Origin of the sequence: Microbacterium sp. LWH13-1.2, from assembly GCF_038397735.1 — a bacterium.
In the GTDB taxonomy this organism is placed as follows: Bacteria; Actinomycetota; Actinomycetes; order Actinomycetales; family Microbacteriaceae; genus Microbacterium.
This window is the reverse complement of the sequence record NZ_CP151635.1, coordinates 792,068-815,859: the sequence shown is the minus strand read 5'-3', so window position 1 is coordinate 815,859 and position 23,792 is coordinate 792,068. Positions and strand designations below refer to the sequence as shown.

Annotated in this window: 22 protein-coding genes and 1 riboswitch; of the genes, 3 read left to right on the top strand and 19 right to left on the bottom strand. The window is 67.1% G+C overall.

Annotated features, from left to right (window positions below):
- Nucleotides 1–5: 5 nt before the first annotated feature.
- The 7 genes from MRBLWH13_RS03705 to MRBLWH13_RS03675 all read right to left on the bottom strand — a co-directional run bounded on the left by MRBLWH13_RS03705 (nucleotide 6) and on the right by MRBLWH13_RS03675 (nucleotide 4,947).
- Complete coding sequence (locus tag MRBLWH13_RS03705) at nucleotides 6–476, bottom strand: SRPBCC family protein (protein WP_341956963.1); 471 nt, start codon at nucleotides 474–476, stop codon at nucleotides 6–8.
- An 11-nt stretch (nucleotides 477–487) separates the two neighbouring features.
- On the bottom strand, nucleotides 488–1,783 hold the full coding sequence (locus MRBLWH13_RS03700; RefSeq protein ID WP_082477828.1) for a citrate synthase: 1,296 nt from the start codon (nucleotides 1,781–1,783) through the stop codon (nucleotides 488–490).
- A 168-nt stretch (nucleotides 1,784–1,951) separates the two neighbouring features.
- Nucleotides 1,952–3,064 (bottom strand): succinyldiaminopimelate transaminase, encoded by a 1,113-nt coding sequence (gene dapC, locus MRBLWH13_RS03695; RefSeq protein ID WP_341956962.1) that lies wholly within the window; start codon nucleotides 3,062–3,064, stop codon nucleotides 1,952–1,954.
- Nucleotides 3,065–3,067: 3 nt separating this feature from the next.
- Nucleotides 3,068–3,388, bottom strand: a complete 321-nt coding sequence (gene fdxA / locus MRBLWH13_RS03690) for a ferredoxin (RefSeq protein WP_341956961.1) — start codon at nucleotides 3,386–3,388, stop codon at nucleotides 3,068–3,070.
- A 9-nt stretch (nucleotides 3,389–3,397) separates the two neighbouring features.
- Complete coding sequence (locus tag MRBLWH13_RS03685) at nucleotides 3,398–3,874, bottom strand: histidinol dehydrogenase (protein ID WP_341956960.1); 477 nt, start codon at nucleotides 3,872–3,874, stop codon at nucleotides 3,398–3,400.
- A 51-nt stretch (nucleotides 3,875–3,925) separates the two neighbouring features.
- Nucleotides 3,926–4,240 (bottom strand): AzlD domain-containing protein, encoded by a 315-nt coding sequence (locus MRBLWH13_RS03680; protein ID WP_341956959.1) that lies wholly within the window; start codon nucleotides 4,238–4,240, stop codon nucleotides 3,926–3,928.
- Complete coding sequence (locus tag MRBLWH13_RS03675) at nucleotides 4,237–4,947, bottom strand: AzlC family ABC transporter permease (protein ID WP_341958202.1); 711 nt, start codon at nucleotides 4,945–4,947, stop codon at nucleotides 4,237–4,239. The genes MRBLWH13_RS03680 and MRBLWH13_RS03675 overlap by 4 nt, the downstream gene beginning before the upstream one ends.
- Before the next feature lie 93 nt (nucleotides 4,948–5,040).
- Between MRBLWH13_RS03675 and MRBLWH13_RS03670 the strand changes: the two genes are divergently transcribed.
- Nucleotides 5,041–5,589, top strand: a complete 549-nt coding sequence (locus tag MRBLWH13_RS03670) for an XRE family transcriptional regulator (protein ID WP_341956957.1) — start codon at nucleotides 5,041–5,043, stop codon at nucleotides 5,587–5,589.
- A 2-nt stretch (nucleotides 5,590–5,591) separates the two neighbouring features.
- Here MRBLWH13_RS03670 and MRBLWH13_RS03665 read toward each other — a convergent pair whose 3' ends face one another.
- From MRBLWH13_RS03665 to typA, 4 genes are all read right to left on the bottom strand, one after another.
- On the bottom strand, nucleotides 5,592–7,217 hold the full coding sequence (locus MRBLWH13_RS03665; protein WP_341956955.1) for an MFS transporter: 1,626 nt from the start codon (nucleotides 7,215–7,217) through the stop codon (nucleotides 5,592–5,594).
- A gap of 37 nt (nucleotides 7,218–7,254) precedes the next feature.
- Nucleotides 7,255–8,265 (bottom strand): glutaminase A, encoded by a 1,011-nt coding sequence (gene glsA / locus MRBLWH13_RS03660; RefSeq protein ID WP_341956954.1) that lies wholly within the window; start codon nucleotides 8,263–8,265, stop codon nucleotides 7,255–7,257.
- 171 nt (nucleotides 8,266–8,436) lie between these two features.
- Nucleotides 8,437–9,321, bottom strand: a complete 885-nt coding sequence (locus MRBLWH13_RS03655) for a phospholipase (RefSeq protein ID WP_341956953.1) — start codon at nucleotides 9,319–9,321, stop codon at nucleotides 8,437–8,439.
- A 164-nt stretch (nucleotides 9,322–9,485) separates the two neighbouring features.
- Entirely contained in the window at nucleotides 9,486–11,399 is a 1,914-nt protein-coding gene (gene typA, locus MRBLWH13_RS03650) for a translational GTPase TypA (RefSeq protein ID WP_341956952.1), read from the bottom strand.
- A 100-nt stretch (nucleotides 11,400–11,499) separates the two neighbouring features.
- On the opposite strand from typA, the gene MRBLWH13_RS03645 reads away from it, so the two are divergent.
- Complete coding sequence (locus MRBLWH13_RS03645; RefSeq protein ID WP_341956951.1) at nucleotides 11,500–12,285, top strand: CPBP family intramembrane glutamic endopeptidase; 786 nt, start codon at nucleotides 11,500–11,502, stop codon at nucleotides 12,283–12,285.
- A 428-nt stretch (nucleotides 12,286–12,713) separates the two neighbouring features.
- Nucleotides 12,714–12,932 carry a DUF3693 domain-containing protein gene (locus tag MRBLWH13_RS03640; protein ID WP_341956950.1) on the top strand — a complete coding sequence of 73 codons (219 nt, stop codon included), beginning with the start codon at nucleotides 12,714–12,716 and terminating at the stop codon, nucleotides 12,930–12,932.
- Nucleotides 12,933–13,025: 93 nt separating this feature from the next.
- Here MRBLWH13_RS03640 and MRBLWH13_RS03635 read toward each other — a convergent pair whose 3' ends face one another.
- From MRBLWH13_RS03635 to MRBLWH13_RS03600, 8 genes are all read right to left on the bottom strand, one after another.
- Nucleotides 13,026–13,592: a PH domain-containing protein gene (locus MRBLWH13_RS03635; protein ID WP_341956949.1), complete on the bottom strand. Its 567-nt coding sequence runs from the start codon at nucleotides 13,590–13,592 to the stop codon at nucleotides 13,026–13,028.
- A gap of 2 nt (nucleotides 13,593–13,594) precedes the next feature.
- Nucleotides 13,595–15,259 (bottom strand): ABC transporter ATP-binding protein, encoded by a 1,665-nt coding sequence (locus MRBLWH13_RS03630; protein WP_341956948.1) that lies wholly within the window; start codon nucleotides 15,257–15,259, stop codon nucleotides 13,595–13,597.
- Nucleotides 15,256–16,197 (bottom strand): ABC transporter permease, encoded by a 942-nt coding sequence (locus tag MRBLWH13_RS03625; protein WP_341956947.1) that lies wholly within the window; start codon nucleotides 16,195–16,197, stop codon nucleotides 15,256–15,258. Before MRBLWH13_RS03625 ends, MRBLWH13_RS03630 begins: the two co-directional genes overlap by 4 nt.
- On the bottom strand, nucleotides 16,187–17,116 hold the full coding sequence (locus tag MRBLWH13_RS03620; RefSeq protein WP_341956946.1) for an ABC transporter permease: 930 nt from the start codon (nucleotides 17,114–17,116) through the stop codon (nucleotides 16,187–16,189). Before MRBLWH13_RS03620 ends, MRBLWH13_RS03625 begins: the two co-directional genes overlap by 11 nt.
- Before the next feature lie 94 nt (nucleotides 17,117–17,210).
- A complete protein-coding gene (locus MRBLWH13_RS03615; protein ID WP_341956945.1) occupies nucleotides 17,211–18,854 on the bottom strand; it encodes an ABC transporter substrate-binding protein in 1,644 nt (547 codons plus the stop codon).
- 219 nt (nucleotides 18,855–19,073) lie between these two features.
- The gene (gene gcvP / locus MRBLWH13_RS03610; protein ID WP_341958201.1) at nucleotides 19,074–21,905 is read right to left on the bottom strand and encodes an aminomethyl-transferring glycine dehydrogenase; all 2,832 of its coding nucleotides are present in this window, start codon (nucleotides 21,903–21,905) and stop codon (nucleotides 19,074–19,076) included.
- 61 nt (nucleotides 21,906–21,966) lie between these two features.
- Nucleotides 21,967–22,344 carry a glycine cleavage system protein GcvH gene (gene gcvH, locus MRBLWH13_RS03605; protein ID WP_056508773.1) on the bottom strand — a complete coding sequence of 126 codons (378 nt, stop codon included), beginning with the start codon at nucleotides 22,342–22,344 and terminating at the stop codon, nucleotides 21,967–21,969.
- Nucleotides 22,341–23,525, bottom strand: a complete 1,185-nt coding sequence (locus tag MRBLWH13_RS03600; RefSeq protein ID WP_341956944.1) for a glycine cleavage system aminomethyltransferase GcvT — start codon at nucleotides 23,523–23,525, stop codon at nucleotides 22,341–22,343. Before MRBLWH13_RS03600 ends, gcvH begins: the two co-directional genes overlap by 4 nt.
- A 157-nt stretch (nucleotides 23,526–23,682) precedes the next feature.
- A riboswitch (glycine riboswitch) is annotated at nucleotides 23,683–23,777 on the bottom strand.
- Between the last annotated feature and the right edge of the window lie 15 nt (nucleotides 23,778–23,792).

Here is a 23,792-nt window from a genome sequence, read left to right as displayed (position 1 = left end):
GCTCCTCAGCGACGAACGGCGTCCAGCACCTGCGGGTCGGAGCACCCTCGAACGAAGCCTGCCAGACGGCGCCTGATCTCGAAGCCGAGCACGCGCACGCCGATCCATTCGGCGATCGGAGCGATCCACGCCGGGCGGCACGAGAAGTTGTACTTCCAGACGGCGAGCGTGCCCCCTGACACCTCCGTGAATCGCCAGCCCCCGCCGAGCTTGGTGAAGAACCACGGACCCGTCTCCATGACCATGCCGACGTTCCGCGGCGGGGCGTAAGACACGTACCGGCTCACCATCGAGAAGCCGAATCGCTGGCGCGTGTAGGTGCGCACGTCCTTGGCCGCGGCATCCGCACCGTCGAGGAAGTGCTGCTCGCTGATGAACGGATCCCAGCGCCGACGCACGGATCCGGTCGTCTGCGAGACCGCGAAGGCCGTCGCCGGGTCGACCGGCACGACGGCCTCAGCGGTGACGACGGGCATCGCGCATCGGATCAGCGGGTCTGGAAGGTGCGCTCGGGGGATCCCGTGTAGAGCTGCTGCGGGCGGCCGATCTTGGTCTGCGGGTCGAGCTGCAACTCGCGCCACTGCGCGAGCCAGCCCGGCAGGCGGCCGATCGCGAACAGCACGGTGAACATGCGCGTCGGGAAGCCCATCGCCTTATAGATCACGCCGGTGTAGAAGTCGACGTTCGGGTACAGACGACGCTCCTTGAAGTAGTCGTCGGCGAGGGCGAGCTCCTCGAGCTCCTGAGCGAGGTCGAGCAGCGGATCGGTGACGCCGAGCTCTGCGAGGACTTCGCCGGCAGCTTCCTTGACGAGCTTGGCACGGGGGTCGTAGTTCTTGTACACCCGGTGCCCGAAGCCCATCAGCTTCACGCCCTCTTCCTTGTTCTTCACCCGCTCGACGAAGCGCGACACGCTCTGACCGGAGTCGCGGATCTGACCGAGCATGGTGAGCACGGCTTCGTTCGCACCACCGTGCAGGGGGCCCGAGAGAGCCTGGATACCCGCCGAGATGGACGCGAACTGGTTCGCACCGGTCGACCCGACGAGGCGCACGGTCGACGTCGAGGCGTTCTGCTCGTGGTCCTCATGCAGGATCAGCAGGAGCTCGAGAGCCTTCGACATGACCGGGTTGACCTGGTACTCCTCGGAGTGCACACCGAAGTTGAGCTTGAGGAAGTTCTCCACGAACCCGAGAGAGTTGTCGGGGTAGAGGAACGCCTGGCCGACGCTCTTCTTGTGCGCGTACGCCGCGATGACCGGCAGCTTGGCGAGCATGCGGATCATATTGAGCTCGACGTGCTCGGGGTTGTGCGGGTCGGTCTGACCCTCGTAATAGGTCGACAGGGCGGCGACCGCCGACGACAGCACCGACATCGGGTGCGCCGTGTGCGGGAGCGCCGAGAAGAAGCGCTTGAGGTCTTCGTGCAGCAGCGTGTGCCGACGGATCTTCTCGTCGAACTCCGCGAGCTCGGCGGCGGAGGGCAGCTCGCCGTAGATCAGGAGCCAGGCGACCTCGAGGTAGCTTGTCGAGCCCGCGAGCTGCTCGATCGGGTACCCGCGGTAGCGCAGGATCCCCTTGTCACCGTCGATGAACGTGATCGCGGACTTCGTCGACGCCGTGTTGACGAATCCGTAATCGAGCCCCGTGTACCCGGTCTGGCGCGTCAGCGTCGAGAAGTCGATGCTGTCGGTTCCCGCCGTGCCGCGCACGAGCGGGAACTCCGCGGTGGTCTCGCCGATCGTCAGCTTCGCCGTCGCCTGCTGCTCTGCCGCTGCGCTCACGCGGGCCTCCTCATGGATCTTCATCAAGTCGGATGTGGCGATGTCACGGCGCTGTGCACCAGGTCGGATCGAGATCATCGATACATGACCGAATCGCCTTTACAGCCTAGTAGGCACACCGGCCTACTGTGACATCGGACAAAAGAAAATGGGCGCTGAGGAGGAAACCTACAGCGCCTGCTCCTGCAGGCGACGCGCGCCCTCAGCGATCCGCTCGGACGGAGCCGTCAGAGCGAGACGCACGTGTTGCGTGGAGTGCGGGCCGTAGAAGGGTCCAGGGCCTGCGAGGATGCCGAGATCGGCGAGCCTCGCGATACTGGCCCAGGCGTCCTGCCCCTCGGTCGCCCACAGGTACAACCCCGCCTCGGAGCCGTCGATTCGGAACCCTGCGGTTTCGAGCGCAGGGCGCAGGGTGTCGCGCCGGTGGCGATAGAGCTCCTTCTGCGCCGCGACATGCTCGTCATCGCCGAGCGCGACGGCCATCGCATGCTGCACGGGCTCGGGCGGCATCAGGCCGAGGTGCTTGCGTGCCGTGAGCAGCTCGCCGACGATGCGCGCGCATCCGGCCACGAACGCCGCCCGGTAGCCGGCGAGGTTGGACTGCTTGCTCAGCGAGTACACGCTGAGCAGATTCGCCCTGTTGCCGTCCGTCACACGAGGATCGAGGATCGAGGGGATCGGCTCATTCGCCCAGCGGCCGTCCCAGCCGAGTTCCGCGTAGCACTCGTCGCTGGCGAGCACGGCGCCGATCTCACGCGCACGACGCACCGCTGCCGAGAGCTCATCGACCGTCCACGTGCGTCCGTCCGGGTTCCCCGGGGTGTTGATCCAGATCAGCTTCGCGCCCTCGGGCCACTCAGCCGGATCGTCGGCGGCGAGAGGCGTGGCGCCGACGACACGAGCACCCACCTCGTAGGTCGGGTACGCGATGCGCGGGTGCACCACGATGTCACCCTCACCGAGACCCAGGAGTGTCGGCAGCAGCGCGACGAGTTCCTTCGAGCCGATCGTCGGAAGGACGTTGGCCACCGTGAGGTCGGGCACTCCCCTGCGCCGCGCGTACCAGTCGACGATCGCCTCGCGGAGCGCCGGCGTTCCGACGGTCTGCGGGTAGGCGTGCGCGTCGGTCGCGTCTGACAGCGCCCGACGGATCAGCTCGGGTGTCGGATCGACGGGCGACCCGACGGAGAGATCTACGATTCCCCGGGGGTGAAGGGCGGCGCGCTCACGGTACGGGACGACCGCGTCCCAGGGGTAGTCGGCGAGGTCGCGTACGCTCACGCGCTACTCGCCCTGGGGAGGGAGGGCTGTGATGATCGGGTGGTCGTGCGCGATGACGCCGACCTTCGCCGCACCACCGGGCGAGCCGACCTCGTCGAAGAACTCGACGTTGGCCTTGTAGTAGTCCTGCCACTCATCGGGCAGGTCGTCTTCGTAGTAGATCGCCTCGACGGGGCAGACCGGCTCGCAGGCGCCGCAGTCGACGCACTCGTCGGGGTGGATGTACAGCGAGCGTTCGCCCTCGTAGATACAGTCAACGGGGCACTCGTCGATGCAGGCGCGATCCTTGACATCGACGCACGGAAGGGCGATCACATACGTCACTCCCTCAGTCTACGACTCGCGACCTGTCCGATCGCCCAGCACGGGTCCTCGAGTGGGCGAACGCGTGTCGTCGTCGGGCGGTCCGGCCTGCGGTGCAGCGGGCTCCGCCACGGCATCCGTGCGGACAGGCAGCCGAGAGAACGACGGCCACGCGACTGCGAGCAGCACGAGGCCTGCGACCAGATAGATCCAGATGCGACCGCTGAGCGTGTCTTCGACCACGACGGATCCGCCGGGGCCGACGCCGGAGATGATGACGAGCATCCCCACCATCCCGAGACCGGCGGCGAGAGTCGCACCCCGATCGTGGGTGAGCGCCCGGATCGCCACGAGGATCGCGCCGCAGGCGATGGCGCCGACGATGAGCCCCACGGGGATCGGTCCCCACATCAGGCTGTGACCGATGGTGCCGGCGATGCCGAAGACGCCGCCGACGAGAGCCGCGGCGATCCAGGAGAGCACCCGAGAGATCCATCCGATACGCACGAGTCGATCCTACGCGCGGTCACCGCGCGCCCAGGCCCCGGGGGGGTGAGATCAGGCCGCGAGGCCGAGCAGACGCAGCAGAGCGGCTACCGCGGCCGCAGCGAAGACCACGACCAGGAACGACTGCCGCAACCACAGAAGCCCCGCCGCGACGAGCAGCGCGGGCACTCTCGCATCCACGACGACGGCCTGACCGGCTCCCAGGGTCTGCACGGCCACGAGCGCGGCGAGCAGGGCGACGGTGAGCAGATCCGAGATGCGCGCCGGGCGAGGAGCCTCCAGCACCTTCGACGGCACGAGGTATCCGACCGCCTTGAGAGCCAGGCAGATCACCGCGGCCAGCAGGATCGCGCTCCAGACGCTCATCTCCGCACCTCCGAATCCTCGAGGTCGACCCGAGCGTCCCGACCGAGCCAGTTGAACCAACCGACGAAGATCGCCACGACCGCAGCGACCAGCACCGGGAGTCCCGGCATGATGAACGGCGTGAGCGCCGCCGCCACGACCGCTGCCGCAACGCCGACGGCGATCGCCTGCCGCTGCTCGAGCCGCGGCCACAGCAGAGCGAGGAAGGCCGCAGCCGCGGCGGCGTCCAGCCCCCAGGTCTTCGGATCGCCGAGCACGTCGCCGAGCAGCGCGCCGACCAGGGTCGTGGCGTTCCATCCGACGAAGATGCCGATGCCCGTGACCCAGAAACCCACCTGGCGGAGCCGCGGGTCGCTCTGCGAGACGGCGACCGCCGTCGACTCGTCGATCGTGAAGTGCGCCGCGGCGATCCGCCGCGCAGGGGTCGTGCCGACGATCGGAGACATCCGCATCCCGTAGGCGATGTTTCGCACCCCGAGCAGCGCGGCCGAGGCGATGGCCGATGGAAGCGCGGCGACTCCCCCGGCGGCGAACACGCCGACGAAGGCGAACTGCGACCCGCCGGTGAACATCAGCAGGCTGAGGACGCAGGATTGCCAGACATCGAGACCGGATGCCACGGCGAGCGCTCCGAACGAGATGCCGTAGGCACTGGTGGCAAGCACGACGCCGAGAGCCTCGCGCCAGACCTCGCGCTCGGCGCTCACGAGAGGACCGTTCGATTCAGTGAACACACGATCATCATTCTGAACATCGTTCGATGGATAGTCAAGCGAACGATCGTTTGACATGATGAACAGATGGAGGATCTCCGCACCCGTATCGCCCGTACCCTGCGCCGAGAGCGAGAGGCTGCCGGATTGTCCGTGTCCGAGCTCGCCCGTCGCGCGGGGATCTCGAAGGCCACGGTCTCGCAGCTCGAGTCAGGTTCGGGCAACCCCAGCGTCGAGACCCTCTGGGCGCTGGGCGTCGCGCTGGGCGTGCCCTTCGCCGTCCTCGTCGATCAGCAGACCAACGCCCCCACCCTGATCCGCGCCGAGGATCTCGCCGGTGTGCCCTCGTCTGCCGCGGCCTACAGCGCGACCCTGCTCTCCGCCAGCCCGCCCGGGGCGCGTCGGGACGTCTACCTGATCCAGGCGGAGCCCGGGGACCCGCGACGCTCGGACCCGCATCATGCCGGCACGACGGAGCACGTGATCCTCATCTCCGGACAGGCGCAGATCGGACCGGCGGGCGAACCCGTGCTGCTGAACCCCGGCGACTACCTCTCCTACGCCGGCGATGCGCCGCATGTGTTCGAGGCCATTCTGCCCGGCACGAGCGCTGTCCTCATCTCGGAGCTCCGCTGAGGTCAGTCCGAACCCGCGACCGGTGACGGATCGGGGATCTCGTCGGGCTTGTACTTCGGCAGGCGAGACGCCGGAAGGATCGCCACAGCACTGAGTCCCGCGAGCAGCAGCAGCCCGAGGCGAAGGGTGCCCAGGCGCGACTCCTCGTTGACCGCCACCGCGGCGTCGATCTGCTCGGGAGTCGCATCCGTCTGTTCGAGAGCGGTGCGGAGATCGTCGTTGCTGATGAAGTTCAGGTTGTCCATGTCGACCTGCGCCACGAGCCTGGGCGGCAGCTCGGGATGCTCCACCACCGCGCGACCGATGCTCAGGCCGAGCAGAGAGACGAGCAGCGCCCCCGCCAGGGCGGTTCCGACCGCCGACGCGAGGTTCTGGGTGGTTCCGCGAAGCGAGCCGACGTCGCCCGCGAGCTCGGCCGGGGCGGCCGTGACCAGCACGTTGAAGACCAGGGTCACGAGCGCACCCTGGCCGATGCCGAACACGATTAGACCGAGGATCGTGGGCAGGGTCTCCCAGTTGTTGTTCACCACGAAGGAGAGCCACACGAGCGCGACCGTCGTCAGGATGAACCCGAAGACGCCGATCACGCGGGGCGGGTAGCGCTTGTAGAAGCGCACCACGAGGGTCGCGGTGATGAAGACGGTGAGGTTGAACGGCATCATCGCGAGTGACGTGTCGAACGGCGTGCGTCCCTGCACGATCTGGATGTACAGCGGGATCGTAAAATTCACACATGCCTCGAGTGCGACGACGATGAACATCGCGTAGACGGCCGCCCGCTCCTTCGACGACCCCAGCACGCTGAGATCGATCAACGGCACCTTGCCCTCGGCCATCCGCCTGCGGGTCCAGACGAAGAACGCCTGGCCGAGCACGATGCCCACGACGATGAATGCCGGAGCGGGCGACAGCCCCAAGATGCTGAACGGCGCAGCCTCGGTGGCAGCCACCGCACCCCAGCCGTTGAGGTTGTTGAAGCCGAGCGTGAGCAGCACGATCGCCGCGCCGATCAGGAGCGAGGCGACGAGGTCGATGCGGATCGACGCATCACCTCGGTCGCCTCGAAGGGTGAAGCTGAAGGCGAAGACGACGACCGCGATGCCGAAGACGATGAAGAACATCGGACGCCAGCCGACGAGCGTGCCCAGGGTGCCGCCGATCAGGAACGCCGTCACACCCGAGATCGCCCGAGCAGAGCCGATGGCGCCGATCGCCGTTGCCTGCTGGGCGCCTCGATAGTTCTCGGCGATCAGCGCCACGATCGAGGGCACGATGATCGCTGCGGCCGCTCCGGCCACAGCCTGACCTGCGATGGCCCATCCCACGGTCGGTGACATGATCATCAGCACTGACGACGCGGCGAACAGAGCGATCACCACTCGGAAGATGAGCACCCATCCGACGCGCTGGCCGAGTTTCGCGCCGGTCATCACCAGAGCGGCGACAGCGAGACCGTACATGACGATCGTCGTGCTCGCGACCGTCGGAGGAACGCCGAACTCGCTCACCATGCCGCCCAGCGAGATCGGCAGTGCCGCCACGTTGAACGACATGAGCACCTGGGCGAGGAAGAGGCTGACCAGTGGCATCCACGATGTCTTGGTGGACGCCGGTGCGGTGTGTGTCATGGGAGTGTCCTCTGATCGTGATGGGGATGCGTCGAGCTCAGTCCGCGGTTCGCACCGCCGCCGGGGCGGAGGCGAACAGGTTCAGGCCCAGAGCGCGGGACAGGTGACCGATCGCCAACTGCGAGCGGATCGAGTTCCCCGCTCGGTCGAGTCTCGGCGAGAAGCCGGCGACAGCGCCCTTGCCGGGGGCGACCGCGACGATGCCGCCCGCCACTCCGGACTTGGCCGGGAGCCCGATCTCGAACAGCCACTCCCCCGACGTCTCGTAGAGTCCTGTCGATGCGGTGACGGCGAGGGTGTCGCGGCAGACATCTGCGGAGACGACCCGCTCGCCCGTGACGGGGTTCACTCCGCCGTCGGCGAGGGTCGCCCCCATGACCGCCAGATCATGCGCCGTCACGCTCAACGCGCACTGCCGTGTGTAGACGTCGACGACCTCGTCGGGGTCGCCGTCGAGCCGCCCGTAGCTGCGCAGAAGCCAGCCCATCGCGCGGTTGCGCTCGTTCGTCTCCGCCTCGGAGGCATACACCACGCCGTCGAGACCCAGCGGACGACCGGCGAATGCCGACAGTCCCTCCCTGACGCGCTCCCACTGCTCCACCGCGGTGGCCCCGGGCATGAGCCCCGTCGTCGCGATCGCGCCGGCGTTGACCATCGGGTTCATGGGGTGCCCGCTGTTGAGCTCCAGAGCCATCAGCGAGTTGAAGGCGAGACCTGTGTTGTTGACACCGACGATCTCGCGCACGCGCTCGTGGCCGTGCTCCTGGATGGCCAGCGCATACACGAACATCTTCGAGATCGACTGGATCGAGAACGGATGCAGCGCGTCTCCGGCGTCATGCAGGCCGCCATCGACCTCGATGACCGCGAGACCGAACAGCTCGGGGTCGGCCTCCGCGAGCACGGGGATGTAATCGGCGACTGCACCCGTGCGGTCGTCCGCATAGCGGCGGTGGGCTTCGCGCACGAGCTCGTCGACGCGGTCCCACCCCGGCAGGGCGCCGGTCGACACCTGCTGCGGGATGTCTGTCAGTGCCGCGACGTCCATGCGTTCTCCTCCGAGTCCACGACCCCCCAGCCGTCACCGCTCACCGTAGTGGCAATGCCTCGCCCTGCCTAGAGCGCAGAGCGCCGGTGTCAGGCTGCGCCCTGAACGCCAAGACCCACCGCCGCACGCATGCGGGGTGGGTCTCGGTGGTGCCGGTCGGGTGGCGGCGGCTCAGTACCAGTTCACGGACTGGGAGTGCCCCCACGCGCTGCAGGGGGTGCCGTACACGGATGAGATGTATCCGAGACCCCAGCGGATCTGCGTGGCCGCATTCGTCTGCCAGTCGGATCCGGCAGACGCCATCTTGCTTCCGGGCAGAGCCTGCGGAATCCCCGTCGCGCCGCCCGAGGCGTTGTACGCCTGGTAGTTCCACCCGGATTCCTTGGTCCACAGCGAATCCAGGCAGGAGAACTGGTCGTCGCCCCACCCGTACTGACTTGACGCGATGTCGCGCGCCGCGGCCTTCGCGCCATCGACGGTGTTCGTCTGAGCGAGTGCGGCGGCTTCAGCGGCCGCCTGCACGGCAGCCGCATCCGCAGCGGCTTTGGCCTGCTGAGCCGCTACGTAGGATTCCTGCAGGGCGGCGGTCTCAGCGACGATCTCGTCCGTGCCGGTGACCGCATACGCAGTGAGGCTCGTGAGCTGCCTGTTCGAGAAGTCGTCGCGGTCGGCGAGCTGATCGACCCAGGCGGTCACGTCGGAGGTATCGACCGCGGAGGGTGCCGCGCCGAGGTCGAGGCCCGATGCCGCGACCTCGGCGTTCAGCGCCTCGGCCGCAGCAATGGCGTCCTGAGCGGCGACCATCGTCAGGGCTGAGTCGTCGGCGCTCTTCGCCGGCTGCTCGGTCTCGCCGGTGACGAAGGACGTGACGCCGGCGACGGCGTCCGGCACCTCGGCACCAGCCGCGGGTGCCGACACCATGCCGACGGTCAAGGCGAGGCCGAGCATCCCGCCGGTGATCGTTCCGAGAATCAGCTTGGGGCGACGTGCCGTGATCGCGTTGCGGGCGGACGCCGCCGCGTGGGCGCGCCGAAGCGCACGGGAGGTGTGAAGCATGGGTTCGACTTTCGGGTCGTCGTACGCCCGTCACAGGACACTCATCGGGAGATCGTCCCAGGCGCAAGGTAACGATTCTGCAACGGAGCACCTGGACGTTTCGTGAGAAAGGGACCCTGCACCGCCGTTTCCGGCGATGCAGGGCCCCTTTTCTTAGACGATTCTCAGACGTTGGCGTCCTGGCGCTTCAGGCGAGCGGTCTCACGCGCACGGGTGTTGGCGTCGAGGTTCACCTTGCGGATGCGGACGACCTCGGGCGTGACCTCGACGCATTCGTCGTCACGAGCGAACTCGAGGCTCTCCTCGAGCGTCAGCTGGCGCGGAGGAGTCATCGACTCGAAGGTGTCGGAGCTCGCCGCACGCATGTTGGTGAGCTTCTTCTCCTTGGTGATGTTGACGTCCATGTCGTCGGCGCGGGAGTTCTCGCCGATGACCATGCCCTCGTAGACCTCCTGCGTGGGCTGCACGAAGAAGGACATGCGCTCCTGCAGGGCGATCATCGCGAACGGGGTGACGACACCCTGGCGGTCGGCGACGATCGAACCGTTCTGACGGGTCGTGATGGATCCCGCCCACGGCTCGTACCCGTGTGAGATCGCGTTGGCGATACCCGTGCCGCGGGTCGTGGTGAGGAACTCGCTGCGGAAGCCGATCAGACCGCGCGAGGGGACGATGAACTCCATGCGCACCCAGCCGGTGCCGTGGTTGGTCATGTTCTCCATGCGGCCCTTGCGGTTCGCGAGAAGCTGCGTGATCGCGCCGAGGTGCTCCTCCGGCGTGTCGATCGTGAGGTGCTCGAAGGGCTCGTAGGTCTTGCCGTCGATCTTCTTCGTGACCACCTGCGGCTTGCCGACGGTGAGCTCGAAGCCCTCACGGCGCATGTTCTCGACGAGGATCGCCAGAGCCAGCTCGCCGCGGCCCTGCACCTCCCATGCGTCGGGACGCCCGATGTCGACGACCTTGAGCGAGACGTTACCGATCAGCTCTTTGTCGAGACGGTCCTTGACCATGCGAGCGGTGAGCTTGTGACCCTTGACCTTGCCCATGAGCGGCGAGGTGTTGGTGCCGATCGTCATCGAGATGGCGGGGTCGTCGACGGTGATCGCGGGGAGAGGGCGGACATCCTCCGGGTCGGCGATGGTCTCGCCGATCGTGATGTTCTCGAAGCCTGCGATGGCGACGATGTCGCCGGGGCCTGCCGACTCGGCGGGGTAGCGCTCGAGCGCACGGGTCTTGAGCAGCTCGGTGATGCGTGCGTTCTGGTGCGTGCCGTCTGAACGGACCCAGGCGACGGTCTGGCCCTTCTTGAGCGTGCCGTTGAACACGCGCAGCAGCGCGAGGCGGCCGAGGAAGGGGCTGGAGTCGAGGTTGGTGACCCAGGCCTGGAGAGGAGCCTCGTCGTCGTACGCCGGAGCGGGGACGTGTTCGAGGATGGCCTCGAAGAGCGGCTCGAGGTCGTCGTTGTCGGGCAGCGAACCGTCGGCGGGACGGTTCTGCGATGCCGCGCCCGCACGACCGGATGCGTAGACCACCGGCACGTCGAGCAGCGCGTCGACGTCGAGGTCGGGCACGTCGTCGACGAGGTCGGATGCGAGGCCCAGAAGCAGGTCGTGAGCTTCCTCCTCGACCTCGGCGATGCGAGCATCGGGACGGTCGGTCTTGTTGACCAGGAGGATGACGGGCAGCTTCGACTCGAGAGCCTTGCGCAGCACGAACCGGGTCTGCGGAAGCGGGCCCTCGCTCGCGTCGACGAGCAGGACGACACCGTCGACCATCGACAGGCCGCGCTCGACCTCACCGCCGAAGTCGGCGTGGCCGGGGGTGTCGATCACGTTGATCGTGATCTCCTTGCCCTGAGCGTGCTTTCCCTTGTAGGTGATCGCCGTGTTCTTGGCGAGGATCGTGATGCCCTTTTCACGCTCGAGGTCGTTCGAGTCCATGGCACGCTCATCGACGTGGGCGTGTTCGCCGAACGAGCCCGTCTGACGCAGCATGGCGTCGACGAGAGTGGTCTTGCCGTGGTCGACGTGCGCGACGATTGCGACGTTGCGGAGGTCAGAGCGAAGGGCGTGCGCCATGCATATGTCCTAAAGAGTGTGGGGTTTTGCCGAGAAGCCGACGTTCCAGACTATCGTATTCGGGCGAGTCGTTCCTGAACGCCGAAGTACGATCGTGTGCGTGACCGATGTCGACCTCTCCCCCGCCCCCTCTCGCAGTCGTCTGTGGTGGGAGATCGCGATCGTGCTGGCCCTCGGTCTCGGCAAGTCAGCGGTCTACGCGATCGTCGAGCTGGCGGACCTGCTCACCGCCGACGTGCCGCTCGCCGATCAGACCGCCACCCTCAATCCTTCGCGGAGCGATAGGGAGATCTTCGACCTGATCTATCAGGTCCTGTCGATCGGGTTCTCGATCGTCCCGGTTCTGCTGGTCTGCTATCTGCTCTGGCAGCCCTCGAGGCCGCATCTGGGAAGACTCGGTCTCGACGGCACGAAGACGGCACCCGACATCGGGCGGGGCGTTCTGCTCGTCGCGGCGATCGGCATCCCGGGCATCGGGCTCTATCTGGCCGGAAGGGCCATGGGGATCTTCGTCGCGGTCGACCCCTCGGGCCAGGGCTCCCACTGGTGGACCGTGCCGATCCTCCTGCTCGCGGCAGCCCGCGCGTCGCTGCAGGAGGAGTTCGTGGTGCTGGGATATCTGTTCGCCCGTCTGAAGCAGCTCGGTTGGGGTCCGTGGGCCATCATCCTGACGACCTCGCTGCTTCGCGCGAGCTACCACCTCTATCAGGGCCCCGGCGCCTTCATCGGAAACCTCGCGATGGGCCTGCTGTTCGGCTGGCTGTTCCAGCGCAGTGGTCGGCTCATGCCGTTCCTCGTGGCGCACTTCCTGATCGACGCGACCGTGTTCGTCGGCTACCCGTGGGCGGCGAACGCGTGGCCGATGCTCTTCGGGCTGCCCGGCTGAATCGCGAGAACTGGGACCGCCTCCGCCCGTCTTCATCGGCAGTGTTTAGCATGGGCCTCCATCCACGCGAATCAGGAGGAAAGTGCCATGAAGATGAACACACTGACCAAGGCGGGGCCACCATCGCGATCGCAGCAGCAGTCACGCTGCTCAGCGTCACGCCGGCGTCGGCCAGCGTTTTCGGGCCGTACTCGTCAGCGGCGCAATGCAACGCCGATCGAACCGACTATGTCCGAGGCGGCGGGAAAGCAGCCCCCTGCATCCCCGGCACCGGGGGTTGGTACTTCCAGACCTACTGAGCGGCACCGTGAGCCGGGCGGGCGAGGGGATCACCCTCTCGCCCGCCCGCGCGTTGACAGGCAGGGGCGCTCATTTTAGGATCGGGCTACCCACGACGACGTGGGGAAGACAAATCCGGGGGGATCCAGATGAAGAAGAAACTGTCCGCAACAGCCGCAGGCGTCGTCCTCGTCGCAGGAATGGTGTTCGGCGGAGCCGCTGCAGCGCAAGCAGCTGCCTGGTTCGGTCCGTTCACCGACATGACGTACTGCCAGGCCGAGCGCCGGATCTTCATGCAGGAGGGTTACAAGGTCGGTGCGTGCGTTCATCGCGCAAACCAGCCGGGCCTCTGGTTCTCGTATTCCTGAGCCAGCGTCCAGGTGTGACCACCGTCCCCCCTGCTCTCTCTGCACGAGGGCAGGGGGCACGGTGCACGAGCGGCAGAATTCTCTCGGGAACGCTCACCCCATCTGGCTGAAGAAGACGGCGGCGGCCGCCCAGACCACGATCACCACGAGCGCCAGCAGGGCCCTGGTGTCCCAGGAACGGAGAATCGGCGCACTCGCGCCATGTCCTGCCGCCGCCTGCCAGCGGTCATGAACGTCAGTGAAGTCGCGCAGCGATGTCGAGACGCTGGTCTCCTCGTCCCGCATCTTGCTGCGTTTGGGCCGCGCGTGTGCCGGTCCGCTCCAGCAGGTGAGCTCCGTGCCGTCGTCGAAGGAGAACTTCAGCTGCCATTGGAGATCGATGTCTCGAACCCGGTGCCAGCCGAACTCGGTTCGTCGCAGCATGTTCTGCACGAGCGCCCCGCTGTCGCTGATACGAACCATCGAGACGTAGCTGATCTCGTAGACGACCCACAGTCCGAGAAGCACCCACGGAGCGAGCAGCAGCGTCTGCGCCCATCCTCCCCGCACGACGGCATCTCCGAGCAGGAACAGAGCCAGCAGGAGGCTCACGATCATCACGATCGAGCCCGAGGGCGAGCGGAGAGTCCGCTCGCCCTCGGGAGATTTCGGCGTCGCCACGATCAGAGGCCACCCAGAGGGATCGAGGCACCGGGGATCGCCTCGAGCAGGCGACTCGTGTACTCCTGCTTCGGGTTCGCGAATGTCTCGTCGACCGTGCCCTGCTCGACGATCCGGCCGCGCTCCATGACGCAGACCAGGTCGCTCGAGACACGCACCACCGCGAGATCGTGCGTGATGAACAGGTAGGTGAGCCCCAGCTCGGTCTGCAGGTCGGCCAGCAGCTTGAGAATCTGGGCCTGGACGAGCACGTCCAGAGCCGAGACCGCCTCGTCGAGAACGACGATGTCGGGCTTCAGCGCCAGAGCGCGCGCGATCGCGACGCGCTGACGCTGTCCGCCCGACAGCTCGCTCGGATAGCGAGTAGCCAGATCCTGCGGCAGTGACACCTGATCGAGCAGCTCGCGCACACGCTCACGACGAGACGTGCGGTCGCCCACCCCGTGAATCTCGAGGGGTTCCGCGATCGTGTTCTCGAGGTTGCGCAGCGGATCCAGGGAACCATACGGATCCTGGAACACCGGCTGCATGCGACGACGAAGGCCGAACGACTGTGCACGGGAGAACCCGGACACGTCCATGCCGTCGATCTCGATCGTCCCCGACGTGGGGTCCTCGAGCTTGAGGACCATCTTCGCGACGGTCGACTTGCCCGAACCGGACTCACCGACCAGAGCCAGCGTCTTTCCCCGCGGGATCTCGAACGACACATCATCGACGGCACGGAACATCTCGCTGCGGAACCCACCCTGGCGGATGCGGTAGTCCTTCGTGAGACCCGCCACCCGCACGGTGGGCGGGATGTCGGCGAGGTCGTCGAGCGTCTCCACACCGCGGTCCTCGACCACGGCCTGGATGCGCTGCGATGCCACGCTCGGCGCTGCGGCGACCAGACGCTTCGTGTAGGGATGCTGCGGGTTCTGCAGGATCTCCTTGCTCGGTCCCGACTCCACGATCGAGCCGTTCTGCATCACGATCAGCCGCTCCGCGCGCTCGGCCGCGAGACCGAGGTCGTGGGTGATCAGCAGCATCGAGGTGCCGCGATCGCGCGTCAGGCTCGCCATGTGGTCGAGGATCACGCGCTGCACGGTGACATCGAGCGCCGACGTCGGCTCATCCGCGATCAGGAGCCGCGGGTCCGCAGCCAATCCGATGCCGATGAGCGCACGCTGACGCATTCCCCCGGAGAACTGATGGGGGAACTGACGCAGCCGCTTGGCGGCGTCTGCGAGCCCCGCCTGCTGGAGCACCTCGATCGCGCGTGCACGGACCGCGGCACGGCCCTGGGCGAGACCATTCGCACGCACCGCCTCCTCCACCTGGAAGCCGATGCTCCAGACCGGATTCAGGTTCGACATCGGGTCCTGCGGGACGTAGCCGATCGCCTTGCCGCGCACCCTCTCCATCTCCCGCTCGGAGAGAGTGGTGAGCTCCTGCCCCTCCAGGGCGATGCTGCCGGAGGTGATCCGCCCGGTGCCAGCGAGGAGCTTGATGATCGACGTCGCAGCCGTCGACTTGCCCGAACCGGACTCGCCGACGATCGCCACCGTCTCTCCCGCCATGACATCGAAGCTGATGCCATGCAGGACCTGTCGTGTGCCGTTCTGCGTGTCGAACGCGACCGTGAGATCGCGAACGCTCAGCAGCGGAGCTGTCGATTCGTTCATCGGCGTGCCCTCGCCCTCGGGTCGAGGGCGTCTCGGATGAGCTCGCCCAGGAGGATGAACGCGAGCACCGTGATGGTGAGCGCGATCGACGGATAGATCAGCGCCATCGGCGCGACGCGCAGGGAGCGCTGAGCCTGGCTGATGTCGTTGCCCCATGACATGACGTCGCTGCCGAGCCCGACACCGAGGAAGCTCAGTGTCGCCTCGGCGACGATACCGCCGGCCAGAGCCAGCGTCGCCAGCACGAGCAGCGGAGCGAAGGCGTTCGGGATCACGTGCGCCAGGAGGGTGCCGAAGCGCCCCTTGCCGAGCGCGGCCGAGGCCATCACGAAGTCCGCCTGCTTCACTCTGAGCACTTCCGCCCTCACGACGCGCGCCGTGGCAGCCCAGGCGAACCCGCCGATCGCGAGAGCGAGCGTGAAGACGTTGCGGTACTGCGCGAACACCGTCATCACGACGACAGCCGCGAGGATGTAGGGGATCGAGAAGAAGATGTCTCCGATGCGGGAGAGCACCGCGTCGAGCCATCCGCCGTAATAGCCGGCGAATGCGCCCATGATCAGTCCGAGAGTCGAGCTGATGATGGTGGCCAGCAGGCCGACGCTGATGGACGTGCGCGAGCCCCAGACGATGCGCGACCAGATGTCGCAGCCCTGGAACGTGAACCCGAGAGGGTGTCCGGCAGCCGGTCCCGCGTTGGAGTTCGCGAGCTCGCACTGGTTGTTCGGAGGCGTCTGCGTGAAGAGCGTCGGCCACAGGGCCATCAGCAGGATGAGCGCGACGATTCCGAGAGAGATCCAGAACGACGGGCGGCGGCGCAGATCGGTCCACGCATCCCGCCAGAGGCTGGCGGGCTTACCTTTGACGTTGATGGCATCCGTCGGCGGCTGTTCGGCCACCATCGGTGCGACGTAGTGGGTGGAACGGTCACTTGACATAGCGAATCCTCGGGTCGAGCAGCCCGTAGAGCAGGTCCACGAGCAGGTTGACGAGAACGTAGATGATGACGAACACCGTCACGAACGACACGATAGTCGGTCCTTCGTGCCTCAACGTCGCCTGGAACAGGGTCTGCCCCACGCCGGGAATGTTGAAGATGTACTCCGTCACGGTCGCTCCGACGAGGAGCACACCGAAGTTCGTCGCCGAGTTGGTGATCACCGGGATCAGGGAGTTGCGCAGCACGTGCACGGGGATCACGCGGTTGCGTGACAGCCCCTTGCCGTAGGCCGTGCGCACCCAGTCCTGGTTGAGCGTGTCGAGCACGGAGCCTCGCATCAGACGCATGCTCGTCGCATACAGGCTCAGCCCCAGCACGATGGCGGGCAGCCACAGATCTCCCCAGTCGTTCTGACCACCGACCGTCGGACGGAACCAGCCCAGCTTGATGGCGAGGAAGTACTGCGCGAGGAAGGCGACGACGAAGATCGGCATCGAGAGGAACACGAGCGAGACGATCAGCGATGCGTGATCGAAGAACTTTCCCTTGCGGAGCGCGGAAAGCGTTCCGACGATGATCGCGAGTGTGAACTCGATCGCGATCGCCATGATGGCCAGGCGCCCCGTGATCGGAAGGGTGCGCGCGAGCACGGTGCTCACGGACTCACCGGAGAACGTCGTTCCCATGTCGCCCTTGAAGACGCCGGTGATGTAGTAGAAGTACTGGACCAGGAACGGTTCGTCCAGGTGGTACTGCGCTCGGATCGTGGCGAGCAGCTGCGGGCTCGGCGGTTTGTCACCGAAGAGCGCCGCGATCGGGTCGCCCGGCATGAGGAAGACGAGCGCGTAGATGAGAAGCGTCGCACCGAAGAAGACCGGGATCAGCTGAAGAAGTCGCCGCAGGGTATAGGCGAGCATCCTTGCTCCTTTCGTGGAGTCGGAGTCAACCGGAGTGCACGACGCGAGGCGGTGACGTCGCCGCCACCGCCTCGCTGCCGTTCACCCCGAGGACCTACTCGGCCTTGGTGATCTCGTAGTAGAGCGGAACAGAGTTCCAGCCGACGGTGACGTTGTCGACCGAGTCGCCGAAGCCGCCGATGGAGTTCTGGTACCAGAGCGGAATGACGGGGAGGTCATTGAAGAGGATCTCCTGGACCTTCTCGTACGCCGCGTTGGCGTCGTCAGGGCTCGTCGCCGCTGCGCCCTCTGCGAGCAGTGCGTCGACCTCGGGGTTGGAGTAGTCACCGTCGTTCGACGATGCGTCCGTGCCGTACAGCGGCTGCAGGAAGTTGTAGACGGCGGGGTAGTCGCCCTGCCATCCGGAACGGTTCGCCGTCTGGATCGTGCGCTTGCCGGCGTCGTCACGAGCGTTGACCGCTGCGCGGAGCGTGGCGAGGTCGACGTACGGTGCACCCGACGCCTCGATGCCGAGCGTGTTCTTCAGCGAGTTCGAGACCGCGTCGACCCACACCTGGTGTCCGCCATCGGAGTTGTAGGCGATCTGGAAGGTGCCGGACCACGGGGAGATGGCGTCAGCCTCGGCCCACAGCTCCTTGGCCTTCTCCGGGTCGAACTTCAGGACGTCGGCCCCGGGGACGCTGTCGCTCCAGCCGTCGATGACGGGCGTGGTGAAGTCGCTCGCAGGGGTACGGGTGTCGGCGAAGATCTTGCTGGTGATCTCGTCGCGGTTGATCGCCAGCGAGATGGCCTGGCGACGCAGGGTGCCCTCTTCGCCAGAGAAGTGGGCGAGCTGGCCACCGATGGTGAACGACTGGAAGATCGCGGCGGGCTGGTTGGTCGCCCGCTCGCCGAGCTCGTCCTCGAAGACCGCGAGGGAAGCCTCGGGGATCTGGTCGATGACGTCGATGTTGCCACCGAGCAGGTCGGCGTAAGCGCCCTCAGGAGCCGTGTAGAACTTCAGGGTGAGGCCGCCGTTCTGCGCGACGCGCTCGCCCTTGTAGTCCTCGTTCTTCACCATGTCGATCTGGACATCGTGCTGCCAGGCACCGTCCTCGGCGAGCATGTACGGGCCGTTGCCGATCGGGTTCTCACCGAAGGCGTCCATGTCCTCGAATGCCACGTCGGGCAGCGGGTAGAACGCCGAGTAGCCCAGACGGGTCACGAAGTCGGATGCGACATCGCTGCTCAGGTCGATGGTGAAGGTCTGGTCGTCGACCTCGGTGAGGCCGGTGAGCTCGGAATCGGCGTCCGGGTTGAAGCCAACGATGTCGGCGAACCAGGACTGGTTCAGCTGCGCGTTGGAGAGCTGCGCGCCGTAGTTCCACGCGTCGATGAAGTTGTGAGCGACGACATCCTCACCGTTGGTGAACTTGTGGCCCTCCTTCAGCTTCACAGTGACCTTGTTGGGTGCGTCGACCGTGATCGACTCCGCCATGTCGTTGACGAGAGCGCCCTCGCCATCGTAGAAGGCGAGACCGGCGAAGATCGAGTCGAGGATCTTGCCACCGCCGACCTCGTTGGTGTTCGTCGGGATCAGGGCGTTCTCCGGCTCACTGCCGTTCGCCGAGATGATGGCCGACGTCGAACCCTGGGAACCTTCGTCCCCCGAGTCGTTCCCGCCTGCACAACCGGCCAGCGCCAAGGCGCCGATCACGAGCAGAGCGCTGCCCGCGAGGGCAATCCTGTTTCTTTTCACTTTTCGTCCTCCTGTGGACAATGCCGAGTCTGCGCGCTGACGAGCGAGCACGCAGGGATACCTGAGCGTAACCCGCCCCTTCGTCAACAGCCGCTCTCAGCTAACGAACTGTTACTGAGTGGTGACCATCCGTAACACTCTCGAAACGTCACAAGACGGCAGACGGTGCCGCGCACCACTGTTGGAGCGCTGCACCGTCTGCTCAGATGCGTGCTCGTCTCAGGCGAAGGCCTCGATCGGCGGGCAGGCGCAGACGAGGTTGCGATCGCCGTACGCCTGGTCGATGCGGCGCACCGGCGGCCAGTACTTGCCGGCGACCAGAGCGTGCACCGGGTAGGCGGCGTCCTCGCGGGTGTACGCGTGGTTCCACTCCCCCGCGATCAGCGAGACCGCGGTGTGCGGCGCGTGGACCAGCGGGTTGTCGTCCGCGGGCCAGCGGCCTGCCGCCACCGCGTCCGCCTCGGCCTTGATCATGATCATGGCCTCGATGAAGCGCTCGATCTCGCCGAGATCCTCCGACTCCGTCGGCTCGACCATCAGCGTGCCCGCGACGGGGAACGACATGGTCGGAGCGTGGAAGCCGTAGTCGATGAGGCGCTTGGCGACATCGTCGACCGTGATCCCTGTCGCCTCCTTCAGCGGACGCAGGTCGAGGATGCACTCGTGGGCGACGCGGCCGTTCTCGCCCGCGTACAGCACCGGGTAGTGCTCGCCGAGACGCGCGGCGATGTAGTTCGCCGAGAGCACCGCTGCGGCCGTCGCATGGCGCAGACCGTCGGCCCCCATCATCCGCACGTACGACCAGGAGATCGGGAGGATGCCCGCCGAGCCGTAGGGAGCCGCCGAGACGGCGCCGCCCTCGAAGACGAATCCGCCCGCGTGCTCCGCCCGCTGCGCGAGCGGGTGCGACGGCAGGTACGGCGCGAGGTGCGCCTTGGCCGCGACAGGGCCCACACCGGGGCCGCCGCCGCCGTGCGGGATCGCGAACGTCTTGTGCAGGTTGAGGTGCGAGACGTCGCCGCCCAGATCGCCGAAGCGGGCGTAGCCGAGCAGCGCGTTGAGGTTCGCGCCGTCGACGTACACCTGTCCACCGGCGTCGTGCACGGCGGTCGTGATCTCCACCACGTCCTGCTCGTAGACACCGTGGGTCGACGGGTAGGTGATCATGAGCGCGGAGAGCTCGTCGGCGTGCGCCGCGATCTTCGCCCGCAGGTCGTCGAGATCGACGTTTCCGAGCTCGTCGCAGGCGACGACGACGACCTTCATTCCGGCGAGCACCGCCGAAGCGGCGTTCGTCCCGTGTGCGGAGGACGGGATCAGACACACCGTGCGCTGGGTGTCGCCGTTCGCCAGGTGGTAGCCGCGGATCGCGAGGAGCCCTGCGAGCTCGCCCTGCGAACCCGCGTTCGGCTGCAGCGACACGGCGTCGTACCCGGTGACCTCGGCAAGCCACGCCTCGAGCTGAGTGATCATGTCGAGGTAGCCCTCGACGTCGGATGCCGGTGCGAACGGGTGGATGCCCGCGAACTCGGGCCACGTGATCGATGCCATCTCGGTGGCGGCGTTGAGCTTCATCGTGCAGGAGCCGAGCGGGATCATTCCGCGGTCGAGCGCGTAGTCGCGATCGGCGAGGCTCTTCAGGTAGCGCATCATGGCGGTCTCGCTGCGGTGCGCGTGGAACACAGGGTGCGTGAGGTACTCGTCCTGACGGAGCAGATCAGCGGGAAGTGAGCCGTGCGACCCCGAGCCGTAGAACCCGAAGGCGCGCTCCTGCGCCCCGCCGAACACACGGGCGACCTGGTGGAGCTCGCCGACCGTGGTGGTCTCGTCGACCGAGATGCCGATCGTGTCGGCGTCGGCGGCGTGCAGCAGGATGCCGAAGCCGTGATGAGCCTGCTCCGCGTATTCGGCCGCGCGGCCAGGGACTCGCACCTGGAGTGTGTCGAAGAACGAGTCGTGCACGACGTCGGCGCCCGCATCGGCGAGCCAGTCGCGCAGCATCGCGGTCTTGGCCGCGACCTCCCGGGCGATCGCCTTGAGTCCATCCGGACCGTGGTAGACCGCGTACATCGACGCCATCACCGCGAGCAGCACCTGGGCGGTGCAGATGTTGCTGGTCGCCTTCTCCCGGCGGATGTGCTGCTCGCGCGTCTGCAGGGACAGCCGGTACGCCGGCTTGCCGTCCGCATCGACCGAGACGCCGACGAGGCGTCCGGGCAGCTGTCGCTCGAGCCCTGCGCGCACGGCCATGTAGCCGGCGTGCGGTCCTCCGAAGCCGATGGGCACGCCGAAGCGCTGGGTGGTGCCGACCGCGACATCCGCACCGAGCGAACCGGGCGAAGCGATCAGGGTGAGCGCGAGCAGATCGGCCGCGACTACGGCGAGTCCGCCGGCGAGGTGCGCGGCATCGATCACGGCGCTGGGGTTCCACACTCGACCGGATGCGCCCGGATACTGCACGAAGACACCGAACAGCTCTGCGGGGAGCTCTTCCCCTGCGGCGAAGTCGACCGTCACGAGCTCGATGCCCACCGCGTCGGCGCGGGTCTCGAGCAGCGCCTTCGTCTGCGGGAAGGCGTCGGCGTCGACGGCGAACACGTTCGACGGCTTCTTCGACGCGCGGCGCGCCAACAGCATCCCCTCGACGACCGCGGTCGACTCGTCGAGCATCGACGCATTGGCCGTGGTGAGTCCGGTGAGCTCGGCCACCATCGTCTGGAAGTTGATCAGCGCCTCGAGCCGCCCCTGCGAAATCTCCGGCTGGTAGGGCGTGTAGGCCGTGTACCAGGAGGGGTTCTCGAGGACGTTGCGCTGGATCACCTGCGGGGTGATCGTGCCGTAGTACCCGAGGCCGATCATCGGCCGGTTCACCGTGTTGCGAGCGGCGATGGCCCGCAGCTCGGCGAGCGCCTCGGTCTCGCTCGCCGCGCGAGGGATGACCGAGTCCGTGGAGGCTGCGGTGAAGATCGAGGACGGCACCGCCTGGCGCATCAGCGCCTCGACCGGGCTCCAGTCCTCGAGCGCGGACTCGACACCCAGCGCGTCGAGCATCTGGCGCTGCGTGGATTCGGTGGTTCCGATGTGACGATCGGCGAAGGAGACCACTGGTCGATCAGCCCTCCGTCAGAGCGACGTACGCGTCGCGGTCCATCAGACCCTCGAGCGCCCCCGCGGCCACGGCGACCTTGATGAGCCAGCCTCCGGCGAACGGCTCGGCGTTCACGAGCGAGGGATCGTCGACCACGGTGTCGTTGATCTCGACGACCGTGCCGGTGACGGGTGCATAGAGCTCGCCGACCGACTTGGTCGACTCGATCTCGCCGACGACGGAGCCTGCGGCGATCTCGGTGCCGACGGCGGGGAGCTCGACGAACACGACGTCGCCGAGCTTGTCGGCCGCGTAGTCGGTGATGCCGATCGTCACGGTGTCGCCGTCAGCGGCGATCCACTCGTGCTCGTCGGTGTAGCTGAGGGCGTTGAGGTCGGTCATTTGGTCCTCCGGTAGAAAGGCAGGGCGGTCACGGTCGCGGGGATCCTGGTCCCCCGCACATCAAGGAATACTGCGGTTCCCTCCGCAGCGGAAGACGGCTCGACGTAGGCCATGGCGATCGGGTGGCCGAGCGTCGGGCTGAGTGCACCGCTGGTGATCTCGCCGAGCACACCGCCGTCCTGATCGACGACGGGGTATCCGGCACGGCCGGCGCGCTTGCCTTCAGCGACGAGGCCCACGAGCACCGGGGCATCGGATGCGGCATCCACCGCACCCTTGCCGATGAAGCTCTCCTTGTCGGACACGACGACCCGGCCGAGACCTGCCTGCGACGGCTTCGTCTCGCGGGAGAGCTCATGGCCGTAGAGGGGCATTCCCGCCTCGAGCCGAAGCGTGTCGCGCGCGGCGAGACCGGCGGGGACGAGACCGTGCGCCTGGCCGGCATCGACGAGCGCGTCCCAGAGCGCCGGGGCGTCGGCGACGCGTACGAGAAGCTCGAAGCCGTCCTCCCCCGTGTAGCCGGTGCGGGCGAGGAGCAGCGGACCGCCGAGGAACGAGGCGTCGGCCCAGGCGTAGTACTTCTGCTCGGCCCAGGGCGTACCGACGTCGGTGATGCCCGCAGTCGTGGCGAGGATGGCCTCGGATGCCGGGCCCTGGACGGCGAGCAGCGCGTACTCGTCGGAAACGTCCTCGACGTCGACTCCGCGATCTCCGAGGAAGCCCTCGAAGGTGCGCTCCTCGCCCGCGGCGAGCGTCGGGCGTTCACGCTCGATCCGCGAGGGGAACGAACGGATCCGCGAGGCGAACGCCGCGTCGACGAATCCGCGGTTCCCGGCGTTCGCGATCACCAGGAACCGATCCTCGGCGAGGCGGTAGACGATGACGTCGTCGATGATCCCGCCGTCGTCGGCCAGCATCAGCGAGTACTTCGCCTTGCCGACGGACATCGCCGACAGACGACCGGCGAGAGAGTAGTCGAGGAAGGCCCCTGCGAAGTCTCCGGCGATCATGAACTCCGCCATGTGCGAGATGTCGAAGATCCCGGCGGCCTGACGCACGGCGTGGTGCTCGGCGAGGTCGGAGGTGTAGCGCACCGGCATCTGCCAGCCGCCGAAGTCGGTGAACGAGGCGCCGAGCGCCTCGTGGCGTTCGCGGAGCGGGGTGTAGCGAGGGTCGGACATGGAGTTCTCCCGGGCTGGGTCGGGCGGAACAGCGGCGTCGCCGTTCCTCGGAACTCCCCCTCTGTCATGGGCCTGAGAGCTTCGCCCAGGGACTGGGCTTTCACCGTCGGCGGAGCCGAGCGCTACAGCATCGCTCGATCTCGCTTTTCAGAGTGGCCGGAACCGCGCGGTACGCGTACCTGAGAGATTGGCGGGGAGGCTTGCTCCTTCGGTGCCCGGCTGCGTTCGCCGGGGCTCTCCCGCGTGGGTCATTCGGCCTGTCTTCAC